This window comes from Clostridium sartagoforme, from assembly GCF_039521405.1.
Classification (GTDB): Bacteria; Bacillota; Clostridia; order Clostridiales; family Clostridiaceae; genus Clostridium; species Clostridium sartagoforme.
In genome coordinates, this window is record NZ_BAAACH010000007.1 from 1 (window position 1) to 21,749 (window position 21,749).

Sequence of the window (21,749 nt, forward strand, 5' to 3'; positions counted from 1 at the left end):
TTATTCACAATTAATATATAGAAAAACCCTCTGTTTTTAAACAGGGGGTTTTTCAACAAACTGAAATAAAAATACCGTTTATTTTATAAACGGTATTTTTATTTGTTAAATTTTATTTATATGTTGTACGAGTAGATGGTTCATTTTCTCCATATGGAGTTTTTTCATTAGCTTTATTTTTAATTTTTTCATCATAATTAGATGATGATGGATTATTAAGGTTATTATAATTTTTATTTTTCATTTTAAATCCTCCTAAATTATTATTATCAATAATAGAATTCCCCTATTAGAAAAAATTATAGATTAAAGAGTTAATAAGCAATCAGCTATTATGGATTTAGCTTTGGTTCTTGTAGAAACTGGTAAATCTAAAAAGATCCCTTCTTTAGAAACGGCTTTATCTTATAAATATTCTGATGCAGAAATACAAATAGTAAAAAGAAATAGAAAGAGGATGTTAATAGGTACTCCAGATAATATAAAAGAGCAAATACTAAAAATGAGTGAAATATATAAAACAGATGAGTTTATGCTTATAACGTTAAATAGAGATTTAAACTCTAAGATAAATTCATATAAGTTAATAGCGAGGTGTTTAGAGAATAATAAAAAGAGTAATATAGTTGAATTTATTTCACTTATATTACTCTTTTTCATCATCTACAATTTTATGATAATATATAAGTAAAAAGTAATAATATAATAAGTAGTTATTGTTATATTTATGAAAATAAGAAAAATTAATTGGAGGGAAGACTATATGAGAGTATTAATTACTAATGATGATGGAATAAATGCTAGAGGAATAATAACTTTAGCAAAGGAAATATCAAAAAAACATGAAATTATAGTAGTTGCACCTAGGGAGCAAAAAAGTGCTTCTAGCCATTCTATATCAATTCATAATCCCATTAAGATAAGAGAAGAAAAAATAGATGATAATTTTAAGGCATACAGTTTAGTAGGAACACCAGCTGATTGTACTCAAGCAGGATTATCTTTACTTGGGAAAAATATAGACTTAGTTATTTCTGGTATTAATAGAGGCTTAAATTGTGGAACTGATATTTTATATTCAGGAACGGTATCGGCAGCAATAGAAGGAGCAATATATAATGTACCATCTATTGCTATATCAATGGAGGTAGATTGGGAGAGAGAAGATGAGGATTACACTAAGGCAGCTAATTGGATAAGCAAAATAATAGATGTAGCAAAAAAATATTATTTAAAAGATAATGTAGTTTTAAATGTTAATGTTCCAAATATTAGTAAAGAAGAAATAAGAGGAGTAAAAGTATGTAGACTAGGAAAGTCAACATATAAAACAGATTATATTTTAATTGAAGAAAATGAAGATAATGTTTATATAACAAAAGGAACCAGAAATGATATATCAGAGAATGATTCTGACTTATATTTTTTATCCAAAGGCTATGTAACAATGACTCCTTTACATTTTGACTTTACTAATTTTAAAATATTAGATGAAGTAAAAAATATATTTGAAAATAAGGTGATTTAGTTTTGGAAGAAGAAAATATAAAAGATATATTAATAAAAAGAAAAAATATGAAATTTAGATTAATAATCCAAGGTATTATTATAGGTTTAATTACAGGTGGGATAATAGTATTAAATAGAATATTTATAAAAAAACTTTCTTCAATTTTCTTAGATTTGTATTTATGGGGAAATAAAGGCTTAATAAATACAATTTTAGTAATAATTATCTTAGCTTTAGTGGGTATTTTAGTTGGATTTATGTCTAAAAGGGAAAATATGATATCAGGTAGCGGAATTCCTCAAGTAAAAGGAAGAGTAATTAATAAATTGAAGATGAATTGGTTTAGAATACTTATATATAAATTTGCAGGAGGAGTTTTAGCACTATCAGCTGGTCTCTCTTTAGGTAGGGAGGGTCCATCTGTGCAAATTGGAGCTTCTATAGGAGAAGGTATAGCAGAGAGTACTTATAAAAAGATGCCAGTAAAGAAAGAATTTTTGATAACAGCAGGAGCATCAGCAGGACTTTCAGCCGCATTTAATTCTCCGTTATCAGGAATAGTATTTGCACTAGAAGAAATTCATAGAAATTTTTCTCCATTAGTTCTATTATCGGCTATGGCGGCGGCAATAAGTGCTGATTTTATATCTAAAAATTTTTTAGGAATGGAGCCAGCTTTAAATTTCAATGAAATGAGTGCATTGCCATTAAAATATTATTGGGTACTAATTATTTTAGGATTTATAACTGGTGTCATGGGAGTTATATTCTCAAAAGGAATATACTTGTTTCAAGATATATACTCTAAGTTAACGAAAATACCAATAGAAATAAAAATAATGATTCCTTTTATAATAACTGCTATTATAGGTTTAACATTGCCAATTTTATTAGGCGGAGGCCATGAGTTGATAATGGATTTAAATTCAGAAAAACATGCTATTTCATTTTTAATAATATTATATTTAGTAAAATTTTTATTATTATTAATTTGTTTTGGCTCCGGGGTGCCCGGGGGAATATTCCTTCCAATGCTTTTACTTGGGGCAATAATAGGGAATGCAATAGGAGTTTTTTCTGTAGATATTTTAGGTATAAATAATTCTTTTATGATAAATTTCATAGCTCTTGGTATGGCAGGATATTTTGCCGCGGTGGTAAAGGCTCCAATAACAGGAATAGTACTTATAATGGAAATGACAGGATCATTTACTCATCTTCTTTCATTATCAGTAGTTGTAATAATAGCTTATATAACTTCTGAGGCATTGAAAAATCAACCTATATATGAAGTTTTATTGGAAAGACTACTTAAAAGAGTTGGTGTAAGTGATGAGGAGAATAATGCGAAGAAAACAATAGTAGAATTTGTTGTTGAAATGGAGAGTATAGTAGAAGGCAAATATATATATGAAATAAATTGGCCTAAAGACTGTTTACTTGTAGCAATAAAACGAGGAGATAAAGAAATAATTCCAAGAGGTTCTGTAAAATTAATTAGTGGAGATTATATAGTTGTTTTAGTTAATATAGATAAAAGATCAGATGTAATTGAATATATTACCGAACTTACTTTAGCGTAAAACAAATATTTTTAAAAATAGTAATTAGTAGATTAATTTTAAGCAATCTACTAATTACTATTTCGTTTATTAATTAAAGATTCCTTATTACTCTTAATATAGCTTAATATAGCATCATTTATAGCTTCAGCACAATTACTCTGCCCTAAATCAGAGTTTAAATATTTTTCATCAGAGGCATTACTCAAGAAACCTAATTCAATTAAGCTTGAGATACTTGAATTTAATTCTAATACTGCAAGAGCATCATCTTTACTTTTATAAGTTTTTAAGCCTCTATCCTCTGTATAATTTAACTTTAATAAATATTGTTGGATTATATTAGATAATTCTTTGCTGTCATTATTAGATAGTTTATACCAAGTTTCTAATCCTTTTGAATCTGGGGAATCATAATTACTATTACAGTGAATAGATATAAATAAATCTGCATCAAAGACCTCGGGTATTTTTATTCTTTCTTTTAAGCTATCATTTGCTGTTTCAAGCCAAGAAAGAGAATCATTTGTTCTTGTATAAACAACTTTCATTCCATTAGATTCAAGTAATTTTCCTAATTTTAAAGATATATTTAAAACAATATCTTTTTCAAATACTCCAGTTGTTCCTTTTGCACCAGTATCCCAATCCCCGTGTCCAGGATCTATACATATTATAAATTTCTCTTCAGTTGAGGAAGATGATGTAGTTATTTTTTGGTTTACAGAAGAAACATTATTATCCTTATTACCCAGTAGTATAATAAAGAATGATACACAAAGTACACTTAGAAATATAGAAATTTGAAATATGAGTTGTCTTCGCCTCTTTCTTTTATAAAGTAATTTTCTTCTATATTCAATATCAAAAACTTTAGGTTCCATATAAACACCTCTCATTAAGTTATAATAAATCTATAAGAATCATATATTAATTATACTTAACATAAGAACAATTGTAAATAAATGGAAATAAAATAAAAAATATCCTTTGTTGATAATAATGGTATATTGATATAAACTATTTATAACAACTTATATAATAAAGTAATTATAAAAGGAGTAATTTGAAGTTATGAATTGGTTAAATAAATTAGAAAGAAAATTTGGAAATCTTTATATAAGGAATTTAATGCTTATAATAGTATTAGGAAATGCAGTAATATATTTTATTACTATGATTAATGGAAATAATGAACTAATAAATAATATAGTATTGGATTCAAGCAAGGTGCTAAATGGAGAAATATGGAGACTTATAACATTTATTTTTGTACCAGAAAGTACATCTGCTTTTTGGGTAATTTTCACCTTATATTTTTATTATCTAGCAGGGTCTGGTCTTGAAGAAGAATGGGGAGGCTTTAAGTTTAATGCATATTACCTAATAGGTATGTTAGCTTCAATAATAATAGCATTCTTAACAGGAAAGACAGTAACAGGTTCATATGTTAACCTTTCACTATTCTTAGCATTTGCAAAAATATATCCAAATTTTCAACTATTATTGTTTTTTATAATACCTCTAAAGGTTAAATATATTGCAATATTCAATTGGATTATGATAGGGATTAGTGTACTTTCAGCTATATTTTTAAAATCTTTAAATGGAGTGATAATAGCTTTAATTCCAGTTGTAAATTACTTAATATTCTTTGGAAAAAGTATATTTACAGGAACAAAAAGTAGTGCAATGAATTATCATAGACAGCAAAAATTTAAATCTAAAATTAGAGAAGTAGAATTTATTCATAAATGCGTTGTGTGTGGAATAACAGAAAAAGATAATACTAATATGGAATTTAGATACTGTTCAAAATGTTCAGGAAAAAAGTGCTATTGTATTAATCATATAAAGGATCATGAGCATAAATAAAAAATAAAAGGGTAAAAGTATAGAAATATATTTTTACCCTTTTATTTTATTTTTTATAATTATAAATATTAAATAATAGTAATTATTCATTAAATATAGTATAATAAATAACAAGATAGATATTAACTTTATTATAGATTATTTTAAAGTATAGAAAGAATAAGGAAGGACAATTATGGAAAGCAATGATTTTAAAAAAATATATGATAATCCTTTGTATATTAGGTATATAGAAAATCCAAGTGAGGAATTAATATTTGAAGCTATTAAGAGAAATGGATTAGCAATAAGATATATAGATAATCCAACTAGTATTATGAAGGAAAAGGCAATAAAAAATAATCCATTAGCAGTGGAATATATTAAAGAGTTAGACGAAGAAAATGCTATACTAGCAGTTAAATTATTATGGAATTCTTTAAAGTATATAAAAGATCCAACTGAAAAAGTAAAACTTGAAGCTATAAAGGCAAAAGGATGGGCGATACAATTTATAGAAAATCCGACTGAAAGTATGCAGATGATAGCAGTTTTTAAGGATTACGATGCAATAAAATATATAAAAAATCCTTCAGAAAAGGTACAATTAGAAGCAATAAAAAAATATTGGGCAGCAATAAAGTTTATAGATAATCCAAGTTTAAAAGCTAGAAGAGAAGCAGTAAAGGGAAATGAAGAGGCTATAAATTATATTAATTTTGATTTAGATGAACTAAAAATATTAATTGGAGATAATATAAAAATTGTAAAATATGTTTATGATTCTATAGATGTAGATTTTGTGGTGAATGTAGTAATAGATAAAATAAAAGAAGATTTTATAGATGAAAAATATATAAAAGATTTTTTAGAACTTGAAATATTAGAGATGGATAAGATAAATTTTATAAGTGAATATGGAAGTAAAAAAGCTAAAATTTTATTAGTGGATTATAAACTTTCAAGATAAGACAACAAGAGGTGATAAAATATGAAATTTTCAGAAGCTATAAGTACTATAGAATTAATTTTAGAGTCAGGAAGTGTTCCATTAATAATAGGTGAAGCTGGTATAGGAAAAACATCTTTAGTAAAAAAAATATGCAAAAGTAATAGTTATTATTTAGTAAACATAGATGCAAATCTTCTAAAAGAAGGTGAAATTGGCGGATTACCAATAGTTGAAGATGGAAGAACTAAATATGCAACGCACTATAAGCTTATTGAAATGAAAGAAGCTATAATAAATTATAACTATAATGGAGTACTATTATTTATAGATGAATTAAATAGATGTGAGCATGCAGTCCAACAAGAGCTTATGAATTTAATATTAAATAGAGAAATAAACGGATATAAATTAGATGATTCCATTAAAATAGTAGCGGCTATGAATCCTTCAAATAAGTATGATGGTTTTGAAGATAGTGAGTATCAAGTAGTTGATATGGATAAAGCTCAAGAAGATAGATTTGTATGGATTGAACTGGATTCTGATATAAAAGAATGGATTAAATGGGCTATGAGTGAGGATGGAAACGTAAATGAAAATATAATTGAATTTTTATCAACATTTCCAGAGTATTTGAATACACCAAATTCAAATGAATCTATAAAAGCTACACCAAGAAGCTGGGAAAGAGTAGCTAAAGCTTATAATATATATATGAAAAATAGTAATAACTATTCAATTGATATATTCTATAATGTGGTTAAAGGAAATGTAGGGGTAAGTATAGCAACAGATTTTATAAATTATATTAAGAATATAAAAAATCAATTAATTAAACCAAAGGATCTATTTGAATATATTATTTTACCAATAGAAGTAAAGGAAGAGATAAGAAAAGAAAGCCATTCAAGATTATATATATTAGCTAAAAATTCCTTACGATACCTAGAGGAAAATAATACAGAGAATAATAGAAAACTATTTGGAGATTTATTAATTTGTTATCCAAAGGATTTAAGACTTGGCATAATGAAAGAAATAAAAAGTGATTCTAGCGAAAGATTATATAAAGATTTATTAAATGAAGATACATTTTTAGATGCATTCTTTAATATTTTTCAATAAGGAATGAGGAATATGATATTTGATGATAAACGTAACAATTTATTAAAGCAAGCATTAAAAATTAAGGAGCATGGAGAGTTAAATAGTGATTTTGAAAGAAACTTCTTTTCTTTAGTAGAGTCTGTTGTAATTGATATGATAGATGGTGAAGATAACTTTTTTGGACAATTTTTAGTGAAAATTGAAAGAAGCATAAGGTTTAATATAACATGGCCACTAGCAACAGTTCCTAAAATGCAAGGATTTAAGATGTATTTTAATCCAATATTATTTTTAATGTGTAATAAAAAGGAAATGCAAGCTCTTTTTAAACATGAGGTGTACCATATAATGTATGGGCATCATCAAAGAGAAAAAGATCTTAAAAACAAATATACAACAACTTCTGTGAATTTAGCACTTGATATCTCTATAAATCAGTTTATAAAAAACTTGCCAATGGATAGTTTTAAGATAGAAAGTATCAATAAAGAATATAACTTGAGTCTTAGAGAAGATAAATCTATTGAAGAATATGCTGAAAGTATAGAAAAGGCTATAAGATCAAAATTTTTAAAGAGCATGAAATCAAATAATAGTGAATCTATAGGAGAAATGCTTGATATTTCAAAGGCTCATGATGCATGGGAAGAAAGTAATTTAAATTATGATGCAATAAAGGATATGACCAAGAAAACAGCTATAAGTTCATTTAAAGGCAATGCTCCTAAAGATATAAAAGCAATTATTAATGCATATACAGAGAAGGCAGAAATACCATGGCAAGAAACATTAAAAAAATTAATGCCATCGCTTAGAGCAGGAGAAAGAAAGACTATAACAAGAAGAAATAGAAGACAACCAGATAGATTAGATATAAGGGGAACTCTTCCTAATAATATTCCAGAAATTATAGTCGCCATAGATATAAGTGCATCTATGAGTGAAGAAGAGGTGCATAAAATAATGATTGAAATACTAGAAATAACTAAAACTAGAACTAATAAAATTACTGTAATAGAATGTGATAATGAAATCAGACGTGTTTATGAAATGAAATCTAAGAATGATATTAAAAAAAGAACATCTAATATAGGATCAACTAAATTTTCACCAGTATTTAAATATATAAAAGATAATAAGATGAGAAATCATGTGCTTATATATTTTACTGATGGGGTAGGTGAAAAGGAATTAGAAGTTAAGCCAGTTAATTCGAATATAATTTGGGTATTAACAGGAGATGAAGATTTATCTTTATCAAGACCTTATGGAGAAATAAAGAAAATAGAAGGTAGGGTAGAAAAGGGTGAAGGTGGAACTGCAGGATTAGAGATGATTAAGGAGTATCAACAAGAACATGGAAGATACTTTTAACATGGTTAAGTAATAAGTTGTGAATTATAATTTTTGGTTTACAGTTTTTTATAAGGTAACAGGTGACAATTAAATATTTATTCCTTGTTATCTGCTACCTATAAAATGAAAACTAGCAACTAACTATGTTTTGTGAATTGTATGCTAGAAAGAAGAATTAATTTGCAATTTAAAAGCGTACTGGTATTAGTCAATAATCTATGATATAATACAAAAATATGGGGGTGCATTATGAAATCTTATAAGATAAGTAAAAATAATAGTATTCTTTTAATATTGGCAGTATTGATTATAAGTCTATTGATAAACGTTTACACGTCAATTATGAATTCTCGATATAAAATACTAGTAGGTAAAGAAACCTATAAAAGTGTTGAAGAAATAAGAAATAGAAATGAAGGAGCATTGAATATATTAAATCAGAGTATAAAAGCAGGTAGCATAAGTAATGAAGAATTACTTGCTTTATATAAAAATTATAGTTCAATGTCAGATGAATTCACTAATCTATGGTCAAATTATAAAAATTATGGAAAAGAAGAAATTATTACTATAAGCAAAAAATCTAAGATATCAAAAGAAATACCTAATGAAGTATATTCAAGAATTGAAAGCTTATTATTTGAATATTTAAATTCTGAAATGAAGAATCAAAATGATAAAATTATTTTAGAAGGTGAAACATTAAATAACTTTTCAGCTATGAATAATATGTCAAACCAACTAAATGAGTTTTTTAAGGAATTTAATCAAGAAAAGTTTAGTAATAAGACTGAAGAAGATAAGGAGATAATAACAATTAAGAAAAATTATTGGATAGATATTTTAAATGGAATAAATTCTATTATGGATCCTTATATTAATTATGAATTTACTATAAAAAGTTAGTTTTAATACTCTAGAAATAGAGTGTTTTTATTTTAATGAAATTTTTAAGGCAATAATAAGAATATGTGATATAGTTATATTAATAAATAATATTAAATAATACAAACTTGTAGTATCAAATTTCATATTTTAGAATAAAATTATATTTGAAATAATTTTTAGTATATTGTGAAATGTAAATATGTAATTGTTAATTATTTTGATTTGGAAAATTTAAAAGGAGGTTTAATATGAATTTAAATAGAAATGATCAATGTTGGTGTGGAAGTGGTAAGAAATATAAAAAATGCCACATTGAATTAGATGAAAAATTAGATAGCTTGAAAGCAAAGGGATTTCATATTCCGCCTAGAAAGCTAATTAAGAATAAAGAGCAAATAGAAGGAATAAAAGAAAGTGCTAAAATTAATAATGCAGTATTAGATTTAGTACAAGAAAAAATTAAGATGGGTATGAGTACAGAGGAAATTGATAAGATAGTACATGATTTTACAGTTAATAGTGGAGCAATACCAGCACCATTAAATTATGGAGGATTTCCTAAAAGTGTTTGTGTCTCAATAAATGATGTTGTATGTCATGGAATACCAAGCAATGATACTATACTTCAAGATGGAGATATTGTAAATGTAGATGTATCAACAATATATAACGGATATTATTCAGATGCATCAAGAATGTTTATGATTGGTAATGTGGCGGAAGAAGATAGTAAGCTTGTACGAGTTGCAAAAGAATGTTTAGAAAAAGGATTTGAAGCTGTAAGACCTTGGGGATTCTTAGGGGATATAGGAGCTGTAATACAAGAACATGCAGAAGTAAATGGATTTTCAGTAGTAAGATCTTTTGGAGGCCATGGAGTTGGATTAGAGTTTCATGAAGACCCATTTGTAGCTCATTATGGGAAAAAAGGAGAAGGAATGGTATTAGTTCCTGGAATGGTGTTTACAATAGAGCCTATGATAAATCAAGGTGATTATGAAGTATTTGTAGATGAAGATGATGATTGGACAGTATTTACAGAAGATGGAGGATATTCAGCTCAATGGGAATATACTGTTTTAGTTACAGAAGATGGAGCAGAAATTATAGCTAAATAATTTATAATAAAAATTATTATTTAGCAATAAAAAAAAGAGTTGCAACTGCAACTCTTTTTTCTAGTGACATCCACCACCGCAAGATCCACATCCACCTTCAGTTTCAATGACAGGTTTAAGAGATAAGCCTCTTCCTTCATTTTCTTCAGTTGAAAGCAATTTAAATCCGCCAAATTCATCAACTAATTTTTCTTCTACAACAAAAGTAATATCGTTAACTTTTTGAGTAACGTCTCCTTCTTTAACATCATCAACAGATATATTGAAAGCAGGACCACTACATCCAAATCCAGCTAAATTAATTCTTATACTGTAGTTATCAACTTCATTTTCATCTAAAAATGATTTGAATTCGTTGTATGCTTCTTCGCTTATTATAATTTTGTCCATATTATTCACCTTCTATTATTAAATGATAATTTATATCATTAGTATACCATAGTATAATTAAATATCAAGAGTTTTTTAATGCAATATATAGTAAATTTTAATAAATAGTTATTGTCATTACTATATATTGTAAATATAATAATTATTATATAGAAAAAATATATTAGTTAACAAAATTAAAAATAATTTATTATAAAAGTATTTTTTTAGTTATAGAAATTTGAAACTTTACACAAGGTATTATATGTAGCATAACTAAAATTAATACAGAAGGGAAGTATTATATTTTGAAACCATATGATAAAACATATTTATTAGAGAAAATAAAAGAGTATAATAACTTAATATCTTTAGGGAAGATTGGAAGTTTTGAAATAAAAAACACGCTAGATAAAAGAGATTTTATTAATGGGTATATGTACAATAAAAAGGATAATATAAATTTAAATATTTTAGAGTTACATGGACCTAATAATATATGGATGAAGATTTCTCCAATGGAAATAGAGAGTTCATATATGTTCATAAAATATGCTAAAGGGAAAGTTGGAGTAGTTGGACTTGGACTAGGGTATGTTGTGCAAGAGCTAGCTAAAAAGAAGGATATAAGCAAAGTTATAGTTTATGAAAAAGAAAAGGATATAATAGACTTATATAACTCTAATTTTAAAGAAAATTCTAAAATAAAAATTATAAATACAGATGCATATAATGCTAAAAAAGATAATTTTGATTTTTTTTATGTTGATATATATGAATATAAGCTTACGCCAAGAGTAGTAGAAGATTATGTAATTTTTAATAAATTGCATAATATAAAGGAGTACTTGTTTTGGGGAATAGAACACTTTTTATTAAGTTGTAAATATGAAGAAATAGTTTGGGTATATATTCCTGAATTGTGGATGGAAATTAGTAAAAAAATATTTACAGCACTTCAAGATTCAAATTTATTGAATTATTATAATCAGTTAGATGAAAAACTTGTAAGTGAAGTTTTAGATAAATTTAAAATTGTTTTGGATGAAGCTTAATCAGTGTATATTTTTTAATTCACAGTTTATAGTTAATAGTTAAAGAGGATTTTCAGCATTCTGAAAATCAAAAAATACTGCTGGAATTTTCTCAGCAGTATTTTTATTTTTACAATTTAGCGAAAGCTGAATTGTTTCCTAAATTGTTAATTGTACATTGTTAATTGGGTAAGTTTATTTAACAACAATGTTTACAAGTCTTCCTTTTATAACTATAACTTTTACTATAGCTTTACCTTCTGTTGAATCAGCTATAGATTCATTAGCTAAAGAAGCAGCTTTAATTCCTTCTTCATCTAAGTCGGTAGGTACGTTGATTTTAGCTTTAATTTTACCGTTAACTTGAATAGCTATTTCAACTTCATCTTTGACTAATGCCTTTGGATCATATACTGGCCAAGATTCATTAAAAATTGAAAAATCTAATCCAAATAAACTCCATTGTTCTTCAGAAAAATGAGGTGCAAAAGGAGCAAGAATTTTTAAGAAATTAATACAAGTATTTTTTAAGAATTCTAAGTTTTTTACATCTTCTTGTAGGTATTTAGAAAATGCATTAACAAATTCCATCATTCTTGCAATAGCTGTATTAAATTGTAATTTATCTGCATCTTCAGTAACACCTTTTATTGCATTATTGATCCAGAAATTTAATTCTTTTTCAGCTTTATCAATAGAAGTTTTATTATTAACATCCTTTTCTATAGCATCTCTAGCTATATCAAGATATCTTTCAATTCTATCTACAAATCTTGCAACTGATTTAAGTCCATCATCACTCCAAGCTCCACCTTCTATATAAGCAAAACCAAACATTAAATACATTCTAAACACATCAGAGCCATATTCTGAGATATAATCATTTGGAGAAATTGTATTTCCTTTTGATTTACTCATTTTTAATCCATCAGGACCTAAAATTAATCCTTGATGAGTTAATGATTTAAATGGCTCATCAAAATTTAAGTATCCCATATCTCTAAAAGCTTTAGTTATGAACCTAGCATATAATAAATGCATACAAGCATGCTCAGGACCACCTACATACTTATCTACTGGAAGGATCTTATTTATAAGGTCAGTATCAAATATCTTCTCAGTATTTTTATTATCAGGATATCTTAAGTAGTAAAATGATGAACATACAAATGTATCTAAAGTATCAGCTTCTCTTTTAGCTGGCTTTCCGCATTTTGGACAAGCAACATTTATAAATTCTTCACATTTTGTAAGAGGAGATTTTCCATCTGGAGCAAACTCAACATTATATGGAAGTTCTACTGGTAACTGATCTTCAGGTACAGGAACAGTTCCACAATGTTCACAATGAATCATAGGTATTGGAGCACCCCAATATCTTTGTCTAGATACTAACCAGTCTCTTAATCGATAATTAACTTTTGCAGATCCAAGATTCATAGAAGATAATTTTTCAACTATCTTTTCCTTAGCTTCCTCAGTAGTTAATCCATTGAATTCTCCAGAGTTAACTAACACACCATATTCACAATAAGGTAATTCAGCATTATCCCCTTTTTTGTTAGTTATAACTCTTTCTATTGGTAAATTAAATTTAGTAGCAAAAGCAAAATCTCTTTCATCATGTGCAGGAACAGCCATAACAGCTCCAGTTCCATAAGTTGCTAATACATAATCTCCAATCCAAATAGGAACTTCTTTATTATTTATAGGATTTATAGCATAAGAACCTGTAAATACGCCAGTCTTTTCTCTAGATAAAGATTGTCTTTCTATATCAGATTGTTTTTTAGCTTCTTCTTTGTAATTTTCAACAGCATCTTTATTTTCTTCTGTAGTAAGCTCATTAACTAGTGGATTTTCTGGAGCTAAAACAACATAAGTTACACCATTTAATGTATCAACTCTAGTAGTGAATACATCAAATTTAATATCTGAATCTTTAACTTTAAATGTAACTTCTGCACCAGTAGATTTACCAATCCAGTGTTTTTGCATAGCAACAGTTTTTTCAGGCCAATCTAAAGTATCTAATTTTTCTAATAGTTCATCAGCATAATCAGTTATTTTTAAGAACCATTGAGTTAAATCTTTTTTTGTTACTTCAGTTGAACATCTTTCACAAGCACCATCATGAACTTGCTCATTAGCTAAAACTGTATTACAAGATGGACACCAATTTACAGGAGCTTTTTTTCTGTAAGCTAATCCTTTTTCGTATAGTTTTAAGAATACCCATTGTGTCCATTTATAGTAGTCAGGGTTACATGTTATAACCTCGTTATCCCAGTTAAACATAGCGCCCATAGCTCTTAATTGTTTTTCCATAGTTTCTATATTTTTATCAGTTGAATCCTTTGGATGGATCCCTGTCTTTATTGCAAAGTTTTCTGCAGGAAGACCAAATGCATCAAATCCCATTGGTTGAAATACGTTGTATCCTTGCATTCTTTTCATTCTAGCCCATGAATCAACAGGACCATAGTTAAACCAGTGTCCAGCATGTAATTGGCTGCCTGAAGGGTAAGAGAACATTTCTAAAACATAAAGCTTTTCCCCTTCCTTGTTTGGGTCAAATTTATAAAGATTTGTTTCTTCCCATTTATCTTGCCATTTTTTATCGATGGCAGTTCCATAATTAGCCACAATAATTCCTCCTTTAAAAGTAAAAAATAATATAAAAAAGCCCTTCATCTCAATTAAGAGACGAAGGACATATTCGCGGTACCACTCTTATTAGAAAAAATAATATTTTTTCTCACTCAAATCTATAACGGGTTTTCCGTACTTGCTTTTGACAAGTAAGCTCATAGGCAAGTTCTTATAAGTTAAACACTGTTTTGCACCAAACAACAGCTCTCTTAAGTATAACAGTATAATACTACTCCTAATCAATGCAGTAAATATATAATTTTAATATACTCAATTATATATTTTATTATAATATAAGTCAACAATTAGAAAAAAGTAATAAGATATATTAGTAAAGTTGTTGATGAAATATTTTTAATTGGATATAGTAATCATATAAAGATTTTATAAGGAGGTAAGATATGAATATAGAAAATTTGATAAAGCTTAAAAATTGGGTAGTTATTGGAGATGTATCTAATGAAGCTAAATATGCAAATAAGATTTTAAATAAGTTTAAATTAAAGGGATATAAAGTAAGTGGAGTTCATCCAAAAGGTGGAGAAAATATCTATACTAATTTAAAAGATGTACCATATACTATTGATGCTATTGATTTATGTATAAATGCAAAGCTTGGAATAGAATACTTAAAAGAAGCTAATGAACTAGGAATAAAGAATGTTTTAATACAGCCAGGAGCTGAAAGCAATGAAATTTTAACTTATTGTAAAGAAAATTCTATTAATGCCATAGAAAACTGTGCGTTAATACAACTAAATAATATTTAATAAATAATAGGGGGATTAGTAATGTCTTGTTTAGGAAATTTAGTTTGGATTATATGTGGAGGGTTTATTAATGCTCTAGGATGGATTGTATTTGGACTTTTATGGTGCATAACAATAGTTGGAATTCCAATAGGACTTCAATGTTTTAAAATGGCTAAACTACAATTTGCACCTTTTGGAAAAGAAGTTATTAATAAAAATGATAGTGGATTTAATTTGATATTAAATATCCTATGGATAATTTTTGGTGGTTTTGAATTATGTTTAGCAAATTTGATAAGTGCTTTATTATTATGCATTACAATAATAGGAATACCTTTTGCAAAGCAATCTCTAAAATTAGCTAAGTTATCATTAATGCCATTTGGAACAGAAGTTGTATAGATATATAATCTAATAAAATGCGAAGCATTTTTCAGTTTACAGTTGGTTTCATTTTTTAGTTAACAGAGAATAGGTATCAGGTATCAGGTAATAAGTGTAAACTATAATTAAAAATTAAGAATGAAAAAAATAATGAAGGAATGAAAAAAACTGTGAACTGCGAACTGTAAACTGTGAATTAAAAAAAGTTGGGGGAGCATTATTTTGAAAAATGATGAGAATAAAATTTTATTTAAAGAAATAACATCATATGAAGAAGCATATTTTTATAATTCTGCACCAGAAGATCGAAAAATTATGAGTGAAAAAAATGAAAATATTAAAAGAAAAGATAATAAGTTCAAAAAATTTATTGAAAGTGCAGCAGGAGAAGTACTGGAAGGGGCAGTTGAAATATTATTTTCAATACTAGATTAATGAAAATCAAAAAAATAGCTTAGACTTTTTAATAAGGTCTAGGCTATTTTAAACTATATTTTATTGTGTATTTTTTGCATATAAAATGAAATTAATAATGTTAAAGCATAGTCAAAAATAAAAAATATAGGCTGAGCAACAAGGAAGAATAACCAAATTGGAAGAGAAATACTTCCTATTGCAAGAACTGAATTAAATACAAAAAATGAGATAACTAAAATAATGTTAAAAAATATTAATTTTAATATTATTTCTAAATAAAACTTATTTATTTTTTCAATATAATACTTGATTATTCCATATATACCAAAGAATGAAGCATATAGTGAGATTATATTAATAGGTAATATAAAAAATCCTATAATTGAAGAAATTATATAAACTGAAAAAGCACTTTTTATTGAAGACTTTATTAATGCAATAGGAACTAATAAAGATGCCAAAGTAAGGATACTAAGAGTGCTTATAGGTAAAAGTAAATTTAAATATAAAATAATAATGGTAAGTGCTATTAATATAGCACTTACTGTAATATCTCTAATTTTCATTAAAACACCACCAATTAAATAAGTTATTAATAATTAACAACAACCTATAAGGTCTCCACCCATACATTCGCATATTGAATCTAAACACCATAAATTTATACAACAATCACAAGCATTGGTACTATTATTACCAGTTGTTCTATAATAATTATTTCTATAAGCAGAAGTTCTTTGATTAAGAGAATTTAGAGTTTGTCTATATTCAAAGTTATTAGGATCCATGTTTACAGCGGTCTGAATATGTTTAAGACCTGCATCGAACCACCCTTTATTAGTTAGTAATACTCCGTATAAAAAGTTCCATTCAGCATTTCTGTTTGGAGTGCTATTTAATTTATTTTCAGCCTCAGCGTAATTTCCGCTTTGGATAAGTCTTCTTATTTCTGAAAACATATAACTGCTATCAGAGGAATTACTATAAGAAGAATTATTGTATGATGAGTTAGTGTTACTTGAATAGTTATTAGAAGTATTCTGATTTTTAGTTAATGTATCATAAGCAGCATTTATTTCTCTCATTTTCTCTTCTGCTAAATCTTTTAATGGGTTATCGCCATATTGATCAGGATGGTATTGTTTTATTAAATTTCTATAAGCTTTTTTTATTTCTTCTTGAGTTGCGCCAGGTTTTAAACCTAAAACTTCATATGGATTCATTTAAGTTGTCACTCCTTTTATCTTCTCTAGTATTATTTAATATTCCTATATACTTATCCATCATACCTAATTCTAAAATGTTTCTAAGTATATCTTCATTTCTTTTTAAAGGTAATTTAGAAAGTATATCTTTACAATTATAAGAGCAATTTAAAATTGTAAACTCTAACCTTTCTTGTATTAGTATAATTAGATCGTAATAAGACTCGTTAGATTTATTGAATAAATAATTTATTGGATTAAATTTATTATTATCTATATCATCTTTTAAATCATCGAATGCATCCATAAGATAAATCCATTTTCCTAAGGTGTACCCAAAGTTATACAATTTATTTCTCAAATCAGGACCATCACTTATAAGATCTCCAGGATATTCCTTGAATATATTTCCCACAATATCGCTAAAAGGGTGAGAAATTACATCTATTGATTCAAAATCTTTATTTTTTTCTAAATTTGTCAATACTCTAAGATTATCTTTAATTATGGATCTAATATTTGATATAGATTTATCCAATTTTTTTTGATAAGGATATAATATTCTTTCTAAAAATTTACTTTTTAAACTATTATCATCTTGAATATCATCTTTTAATTTTAAATAGTAAAGAGTTAAATTCATTGCAGCAGCATAATTTAGTGCAGCATTATTTATAATTACAGGTTTTTTATCAGTAGGATGAGCCATGCAACGTCTAATTTCTATATCAGGCTCTTTAGGTGATAAAGAGTCAAGTAGTATTCCCAAAAATGTCATATCATAATTTAATACCATTCTAGGTATGTTTCCAGCACTATTTTTAAGTTGAAAACATAGACCACAATAATAACTTCTGAATTTTGTAAAGTCCTTAATCTTAAGTTCTGCTTTAAGAGGAGTCACATATCCAAACAATTTAAAAACACTCCTTCATAATTAGTTTAGATTAATTATACAAAAATACGATATGATTAACAATGACTTAAAGAAAAATAAGAAAATATTAAAAAAAAATAAATAATTAGATAGGTGGTTGACAAAATATTCCTAGAAATATATAGTCGAAATATAATTAAAAAAGGGGAGAAATAAATGAAAAATATATTTAAAATAATAAGTGCTTTAATAATAGTTTTAGTAATTATTTTTGGGGGAAAATACATAATAGAAAACTATTTTGAAAGATCTAGCAAAGAAGCCCAAGGTGAAAAAGATAATCAAGTAAGTGAAATAAATAAAGAAGATGAACCCGAAAAAGAACAAAATGAAGAAATAAAGGAAAATAATAAAGAAGATAAAACTAATTATTTAACGTTAAATATTAATGATGTAAAGATACCTATACTTATGTATCACTCTATATCAGACAGTGATCCAAATAATCGCTTATTAGTTCCAGTAGGGCAATTTGAAGAACAAATTAAATGGCTTAATGAAGCTGGTTTTACTCCAATGCTTTTAGACGATGTTATTAATGCGTATAGTACTGGTAAAGTTCCGGAAAAGCCAGTAGCAATAACTTTTGATGATGGATATTCAGATAATTATTCAGATGCTTATAAAATATTAAAAAAATATAATATGAAAGCTACCTTCTTTATAATAACAGACCAAACAGATATTGATAGCTGGTATATGAATTCAAATATGTTGAAAGAAATGAAGAATAACGGAATGGGAATAGAAAATCATACATCTAGGCATATAGAATTTACGAGTATTCCTAGGGAAGATAAAATTCTAATAATAGAAGAAGGTATAAAGGCTTTAAAAGAAAAAGTCGGAGTAGATAGTAAATTTGTTTGCTATCCTGTTGGAAGATATGATGAAGAAACAATAGAAGTGGAAAAAGAACTAGGAATTAAAGCTGCAGTGACAACAGAGAGTGGAATTTCTAGCCTTCAAGATGGCTTGTACTCATTAAAAAGAGTAAGAATATCACCTATGGATATAGAAACATTTAAAAGTATATTTATTGATTTTTTAAATTAATTTATAAGTGAAAAGTTAAGAGTGAAAGAGTGAAAAGTTGAGGATGTTTTGCCATGCAAAACTTGAAATATATAGATGTTCATTTGACGAATACTTAGTGAAGTTGAGTGTAACAATAACTAGACTTAATATGAAGCCCGTCTACAGAAGCTTGCCTGAAGTAGATGAACATATCTTTTTTTAAATCCTGTAAGGATTTTCTCCTTCACCTTTTCACCTTTAACTATTTTGCTTCGCAAAATAAAACTTAGGAGGAAAAAACGTGTTAGGAACTATAGTAAACAGTTTAATGATTATTTTAGGCTCTTTAATTGGACTTTTTATAAAAGGTAAGGTTAACGAAAAATTAAGTAGTACTATAATGAATGGACTAGCTTTGTGCGTTATTTATATAGGTATATCTGGAGCATTAAAAGGAAATAATACAATCGTAATGATAATTTCTATAGCTATAGGCGGTTTATTTGGAGAGATTATAGATATAGATTTAAAACTCGAAAATTTAGGGAAAAGAATAGAAAAAAGGATCAATAATAAAAAGGATAATGTATCTATTTCAGAAGGATTTGTTACCTCAACACTATTATTTTGTATAGGTGCAATGGCAATAGTAGGTTCTATAGAAAGTGGTTTAAACCATAATCATAATACACTTTTCGCTAAATCTATTTTAGATGGAATAAGTTCGATAATCTTTTCATCTACATTAGGGATTGGAGTAATGATATCTTCGATAAGTGTATTTTTATACCAGGGAAGCATAACTTTAGCAGCTGGAACATTATCATATATATTAAATGATGTTGCAATAAGCAATATGACGGCAGTAGGAAGTTTACTAATTATAGGATTGGGTTTAAATGTTTTAGGAGTAACTAAAATAAAAGTATCAAATTTATTACCTTCCATTATAATTGCTATAATATTAAGTTATTTTCCACTATAATTGATTTGAGTCATAAAAATACAAGTGATATAAATTTAACAATTAACAGGAAAAACGCGAATTAATTTTCATAAAAATAAAACAATATTCGGAAATACATCTTTCAAATTAAATATTAATAAAAATAAAAAATGAAAAATAATAGTGAAAAGGTTTTTCGTTGTGAATATATGTCGTAACAAGAAAAATTATGTTATAAAAAATATTGTATTTACGAATTATATATTGTATAATCTTTTTTGAAAGTTTAAACAGAATAAACCTTTTATAATAATTAAATTACAAAAGTCTAAGGAGGATTTTAATATGAAGAAAAAAGCAATAGCTTTAGCACTATCCGCGCTTATGGTAACAGGTTTAGTAGGATGTGGAAACAAGTCAGAAGGTGGAAGCACAGAAAAAGGTATAAAAGTAGGTATGGTTACTGATGCAGGTACTATTGATGATAAATCATTTAACCAAGGTACTTGGGAAGGTATAAAGAAAGCAGAAGCAGAATTAAAAGTTGAAACTAACTACTTAAAGCCAACTGGAACAACAGAAGCTGACTATATGAAGGAAATTGTAAATCTTTATGATACAGGATATAAATTTATAGTTACTCCTGGATTTAAGTTTGAAACAGCTATATTCCAATCTCAAGATAAATATACAGATGCAAAATTTGTAATTATCGATGGATCTCCTAACAATGGAAAAACTGGAGCAGATAGAGTAGAAAAGGTAGCTGATAATTCAGTTGCAGTATTTTTTGCAGAACATGAAGCAGGATTTTTAGCTGGAGTAGCAGCATCTCTTGAATTAAAAGAAGGAGAATTAGGTTTCATAGGTGGTATGGAAATACCTTCAGTTCAAAAGTTTAACTGGGGATTCCAACAAGGTGTTAAATATGCTAATGATAATTTAGGAACAAAGATGTCAATAAAAGCAGAAAATGTTGTTTATCAAGGATCATTTGATAACGTAGCAGCTGGACAACAATTAGCAGCAACTATGTTTGATAACGGAGTTAAGGCAGTATTTACAGCAGCTGGTGGAGTTGGAGTTGGAGCTATAAATGAAGCAAAAGCTAGAGCAACAGCTGGAAAAGAAGCTTGGATAATAGGTGTTGACGTTGATCAATATGCAGATGGTATATATAAAGATAATAAATCTATAATATTAACTTCAGCTATGAAGAAAATAGATGTAGCTACTTATGATATAATTAAAGATGAATTAGATGGAAAATTCCCAGGTGGCCAAACATTAACATTTGATGCTAAAAATGATGGTGTTGGTATTCCAAGTGAAAATCCAAACTTAAGTGAAGAAACTACTAAGAAGGTAGATGAAGTTTATAACAAGGTTAAGAGTGGAGAAATAACAGTTAAAGGTGAAAAGGGAGACTTAATAAAATAGTTTTCATAAGATTTAATAAATTGTTAAGAGTAGTGAAAAAGGCGGTATCACCGTCTTTTTCTTGTATAATGAGTTAATTAGATTTATTTAACAAATGCTCAAAAAAAAGGCATAAAAAATTAATATGAATATGTATTAGTAAAAAATAAGGGAGGATATCTCATGAGTTATGTAGTGGAAATGCTTAACATTCGAAAAGAATTTCCAGGGATTGTAGCAAACGATAATGTTACATTACAACTAAAAAAA

The 21,749-nt window shown here is 26.9% G+C and carries 23 protein-coding genes and 1 other annotated feature; of the genes, 16 read left to right on the forward strand and 7 right to left on the reverse strand.

What is annotated here, in order from left to right; genetic code table 11:
- Positions 1–112 precede the first annotated feature (112 nt).
- Positions 113–244, reverse strand: coding sequence for a hypothetical protein (locus tag ABDZ60_RS02115; RefSeq protein WP_343775492.1), 132 nt, complete (start codon positions 242–244; stop codon positions 113–115).
- Positions 245–334: 90 nt separating this feature from the next.
- Between ABDZ60_RS02115 and ABDZ60_RS02120 the strand changes: the two genes are divergently transcribed.
- From ABDZ60_RS02120 to ABDZ60_RS02130, 3 genes are all read left to right on the forward strand, one after another.
- A complete protein-coding gene (locus tag ABDZ60_RS02120; protein ID WP_343775495.1) occupies positions 335–691 on the forward strand; it encodes an LLM class oxidoreductase in 357 nt (118 codons plus the stop codon).
- A gap of 72 nt (positions 692–763) precedes the next feature.
- Positions 764–1,528 carry a 5'/3'-nucleotidase SurE gene (gene surE, locus ABDZ60_RS02125; protein WP_047000427.1) on the forward strand — a complete coding sequence of 255 codons (765 nt, stop codon included), beginning with the start codon at positions 764–766 and terminating at the stop codon, positions 1,526–1,528.
- Positions 1,529–1,530: 2 nt separating this feature from the next.
- Entirely contained in the window at positions 1,531–3,093 is a 1,563-nt protein-coding gene (locus ABDZ60_RS02130) for a ClC family H(+)/Cl(-) exchange transporter (protein WP_343775502.1), read from the forward strand.
- 50 nt (positions 3,094–3,143) lie between these two features.
- On the opposite strand, the gene ABDZ60_RS02135 is transcribed toward ABDZ60_RS02130, so the two are convergent.
- Complete coding sequence (locus tag ABDZ60_RS02135; protein WP_016208328.1) at positions 3,144–3,956, reverse strand: N-acetylmuramoyl-L-alanine amidase family protein; 813 nt, start codon at positions 3,954–3,956, stop codon at positions 3,144–3,146.
- 190 nt (positions 3,957–4,146) lie between these two features.
- On the opposite strand from ABDZ60_RS02135, the gene ABDZ60_RS02140 reads away from it, so the two are divergent.
- The 6 genes from ABDZ60_RS02140 (at position 4,147) to ABDZ60_RS02165 (ending at position 10,347) form a co-directional block, all read left to right on the forward strand.
- On the forward strand, positions 4,147–4,947 hold the full coding sequence (locus ABDZ60_RS02140; RefSeq protein ID WP_016208327.1) for a rhomboid family intramembrane serine protease: 801 nt from the start codon (positions 4,147–4,149) through the stop codon (positions 4,945–4,947).
- Positions 4,948–5,122: 175 nt separating this feature from the next.
- The gene (locus tag ABDZ60_RS02145; protein ID WP_016208326.1) at positions 5,123–5,896 is read left to right on the forward strand and encodes a hypothetical protein; all 774 of its coding nucleotides are present in this window, start codon (positions 5,123–5,125) and stop codon (positions 5,894–5,896) included.
- A 21-nt stretch (positions 5,897–5,917) separates the two neighbouring features.
- The gene (locus ABDZ60_RS02150) at positions 5,918–7,003 is read left to right on the forward strand and encodes an AAA family ATPase (RefSeq protein WP_016208325.1); all 1,086 of its coding nucleotides are present in this window, start codon (positions 5,918–5,920) and stop codon (positions 7,001–7,003) included.
- A gap of 12 nt (positions 7,004–7,015) precedes the next feature.
- Positions 7,016–8,359, forward strand: coding sequence for a vWA domain-containing protein (locus tag ABDZ60_RS02155; RefSeq protein ID WP_016208324.1), 1,344 nt, complete (start codon positions 7,016–7,018; stop codon positions 8,357–8,359).
- A 231-nt stretch (positions 8,360–8,590) separates the two neighbouring features.
- Entirely contained in the window at positions 8,591–9,247 is a 657-nt protein-coding gene (locus ABDZ60_RS02160) for a hypothetical protein (protein ID WP_016208323.1), read from the forward strand.
- A 230-nt stretch (positions 9,248–9,477) separates the two neighbouring features.
- Complete coding sequence (locus ABDZ60_RS02165; protein ID WP_343775512.1) at positions 9,478–10,347, forward strand: methionyl aminopeptidase; 870 nt, start codon at positions 9,478–9,480, stop codon at positions 10,345–10,347.
- A gap of 60 nt (positions 10,348–10,407) precedes the next feature.
- Here ABDZ60_RS02165 and ABDZ60_RS02170 read toward each other — a convergent pair whose 3' ends face one another.
- Positions 10,408–10,737, reverse strand: a complete 330-nt coding sequence (locus ABDZ60_RS02170) for a HesB-like protein (protein ID WP_047001876.1) — start codon at positions 10,735–10,737, stop codon at positions 10,408–10,410.
- A gap of 287 nt (positions 10,738–11,024) precedes the next feature.
- Here ABDZ60_RS02170 and ABDZ60_RS02175 point away from each other — a divergent pair, with 287 nt between their 5' ends.
- The gene (locus tag ABDZ60_RS02175; protein WP_047001875.1) at positions 11,025–11,771 is read left to right on the forward strand and encodes a class I SAM-dependent methyltransferase; all 747 of its coding nucleotides are present in this window, start codon (positions 11,025–11,027) and stop codon (positions 11,769–11,771) included.
- Positions 11,772–11,945: 174 nt separating this feature from the next.
- Here ABDZ60_RS02175 and leuS read toward each other — a convergent pair whose 3' ends face one another.
- Positions 11,946–14,396, reverse strand: a complete 2,451-nt coding sequence (gene leuS, locus ABDZ60_RS02180; protein ID WP_343775518.1) for a leucine--tRNA ligase — start codon at positions 14,394–14,396, stop codon at positions 11,946–11,948.
- Between the two features lie 53 nt (positions 14,397–14,449).
- Positions 14,450–14,654 (reverse strand) — a binding site (T-box leader).
- 149 nt (positions 14,655–14,803) lie between these two features.
- Here leuS and ABDZ60_RS02185 point away from each other — a divergent pair.
- The 3 genes from ABDZ60_RS02185 (at position 14,804) to ABDZ60_RS02195 (ending at position 15,973) form a co-directional block, all read left to right on the forward strand.
- The gene (locus ABDZ60_RS02185; protein WP_016208318.1) at positions 14,804–15,172 is read left to right on the forward strand and encodes a CoA-binding protein; all 369 of its coding nucleotides are present in this window, start codon (positions 14,804–14,806) and stop codon (positions 15,170–15,172) included.
- A 21-nt stretch (positions 15,173–15,193) separates the two neighbouring features.
- On the forward strand, positions 15,194–15,556 hold the full coding sequence (locus ABDZ60_RS02190) for a YccF domain-containing protein (protein WP_016208317.1): 363 nt from the start codon (positions 15,194–15,196) through the stop codon (positions 15,554–15,556).
- 204 nt (positions 15,557–15,760) lie between these two features.
- The gene (locus tag ABDZ60_RS02195) at positions 15,761–15,973 is read left to right on the forward strand and encodes a hypothetical protein (RefSeq protein WP_016208316.1); all 213 of its coding nucleotides are present in this window, start codon (positions 15,761–15,763) and stop codon (positions 15,971–15,973) included.
- 53 nt (positions 15,974–16,026) lie between these two features.
- On the opposite strand, the gene ABDZ60_RS02200 is transcribed toward ABDZ60_RS02195, so the two are convergent.
- Genes ABDZ60_RS02200 through ABDZ60_RS02210 form a run of 3 tightly spaced genes read right to left on the reverse strand, consistent with a single transcriptional unit; the run spans position 16,027 to position 18,076 of the window.
- The gene (locus ABDZ60_RS02200; protein ID WP_047001872.1) at positions 16,027–16,521 is read right to left on the reverse strand and encodes a hypothetical protein; all 495 of its coding nucleotides are present in this window, start codon (positions 16,519–16,521) and stop codon (positions 16,027–16,029) included.
- Positions 16,522–16,554: 33 nt separating this feature from the next.
- On the reverse strand, positions 16,555–17,178 hold the full coding sequence (locus ABDZ60_RS02205; protein ID WP_016208314.1) for a J domain-containing protein: 624 nt from the start codon (positions 17,176–17,178) through the stop codon (positions 16,555–16,557).
- Positions 17,165–18,076: a DUF5685 family protein gene (locus ABDZ60_RS02210; protein ID WP_343775528.1), complete on the reverse strand. Its 912-nt coding sequence runs from the start codon at positions 18,074–18,076 to the stop codon at positions 17,165–17,167. The genes ABDZ60_RS02205 and ABDZ60_RS02210 overlap by 14 nt, the downstream gene beginning before the upstream one ends.
- Before the next feature lie 177 nt (positions 18,077–18,253).
- Here ABDZ60_RS02210 and ABDZ60_RS02215 point away from each other — a divergent pair, with 177 nt between their 5' ends.
- From ABDZ60_RS02215 to ABDZ60_RS02225, 3 genes are all read left to right on the forward strand, one after another.
- Positions 18,254–19,153 carry a polysaccharide deacetylase family protein gene (locus ABDZ60_RS02215; RefSeq protein ID WP_047001870.1) on the forward strand — a complete coding sequence of 300 codons (900 nt, stop codon included), beginning with the start codon at positions 18,254–18,256 and terminating at the stop codon, positions 19,151–19,153.
- Positions 19,154–19,415: 262 nt separating this feature from the next.
- The gene (locus ABDZ60_RS02220) at positions 19,416–20,099 is read left to right on the forward strand and encodes a DUF554 domain-containing protein (RefSeq protein ID WP_016208312.1); all 684 of its coding nucleotides are present in this window, start codon (positions 19,416–19,418) and stop codon (positions 20,097–20,099) included.
- A gap of 306 nt (positions 20,100–20,405) precedes the next feature.
- Positions 20,406–21,500, forward strand: a complete 1,095-nt coding sequence (locus ABDZ60_RS02225; RefSeq protein ID WP_016208311.1) for a BMP family lipoprotein — start codon at positions 20,406–20,408, stop codon at positions 21,498–21,500.
- Positions 21,501–21,749 lie beyond the last annotated feature (249 nt).

Excerpts from the sequence above, each read along its gene's own strand:
- ABDZ60_RS02155 (WP_016208324.1), top strand. The coding sequence starts at position 7,016 with ATGATATTTGATGATAAACGTAACAATTTATTAAAGCAAGCATTAAAA.
- ABDZ60_RS02140 (WP_016208327.1), top strand. The coding sequence starts at position 4,147 with ATGAATTGGTTAAATAAATTAGAAAGAAAATTTGGAAATCTTTATATA.
- ABDZ60_RS02185 (WP_016208318.1), top strand. The coding sequence starts at position 14,804 with ATGAATATAGAAAATTTGATAAAGCTTAAAAATTGGGTAGTTATTGGA.
- ABDZ60_RS02135 (WP_016208328.1), bottom strand. The coding sequence starts at position 3,956 with ATGGAACCTAAAGTTTTTGATATTGAATATAGAAGAAAATTACTTTAT.
- ABDZ60_RS02200 (WP_047001872.1), bottom strand. The coding sequence starts at position 16,521 with ATGAAAATTAGAGATATTACAGTAAGTGCTATATTAATAGCACTTACC.
- ABDZ60_RS02205 (WP_016208314.1), bottom strand. The coding sequence starts at position 17,178 with ATGAATCCATATGAAGTTTTAGGTTTAAAACCTGGCGCAACTCAAGAA.
- ABDZ60_RS02190 (WP_016208317.1), top strand. The coding sequence starts at position 15,194 with ATGTCTTGTTTAGGAAATTTAGTTTGGATTATATGTGGAGGGTTTATT.
- ABDZ60_RS02115 (WP_343775492.1), bottom strand. The coding sequence starts at position 244 with ATGAAAAATAAAAATTATAATAACCTTAATAATCCATCATCATCTAAT.
- ABDZ60_RS02170 (WP_047001876.1), bottom strand. The coding sequence starts at position 10,737 with ATGGACAAAATTATAATAAGCGAAGAAGCATACAACGAATTCAAATCA.
- ABDZ60_RS02165 (WP_343775512.1), top strand. The coding sequence starts at position 9,478 with ATGAATTTAAATAGAAATGATCAATGTTGGTGTGGAAGTGGTAAGAAA.
- ABDZ60_RS02160 (WP_016208323.1), top strand. The coding sequence starts at position 8,591 with ATGAAATCTTATAAGATAAGTAAAAATAATAGTATTCTTTTAATATTG.
- ABDZ60_RS02215 (WP_047001870.1), top strand. The coding sequence starts at position 18,254 with ATGAAAAATATATTTAAAATAATAAGTGCTTTAATAATAGTTTTAGTA.
- ABDZ60_RS02150 (WP_016208325.1), top strand. The coding sequence starts at position 5,918 with ATGAAATTTTCAGAAGCTATAAGTACTATAGAATTAATTTTAGAGTCA.
- ABDZ60_RS02145 (WP_016208326.1), top strand. The coding sequence starts at position 5,123 with ATGGAAAGCAATGATTTTAAAAAAATATATGATAATCCTTTGTATATT.
- ABDZ60_RS02225 (WP_016208311.1), top strand. The coding sequence starts at position 20,406 with ATGAAGAAAAAAGCAATAGCTTTAGCACTATCCGCGCTTATGGTAACA.
- ABDZ60_RS02120 (WP_343775495.1), top strand. The coding sequence starts at position 335 with ATGGATTTAGCTTTGGTTCTTGTAGAAACTGGTAAATCTAAAAAGATC.
- surE (WP_047000427.1), top strand. The coding sequence starts at position 764 with ATGAGAGTATTAATTACTAATGATGATGGAATAAATGCTAGAGGAATA.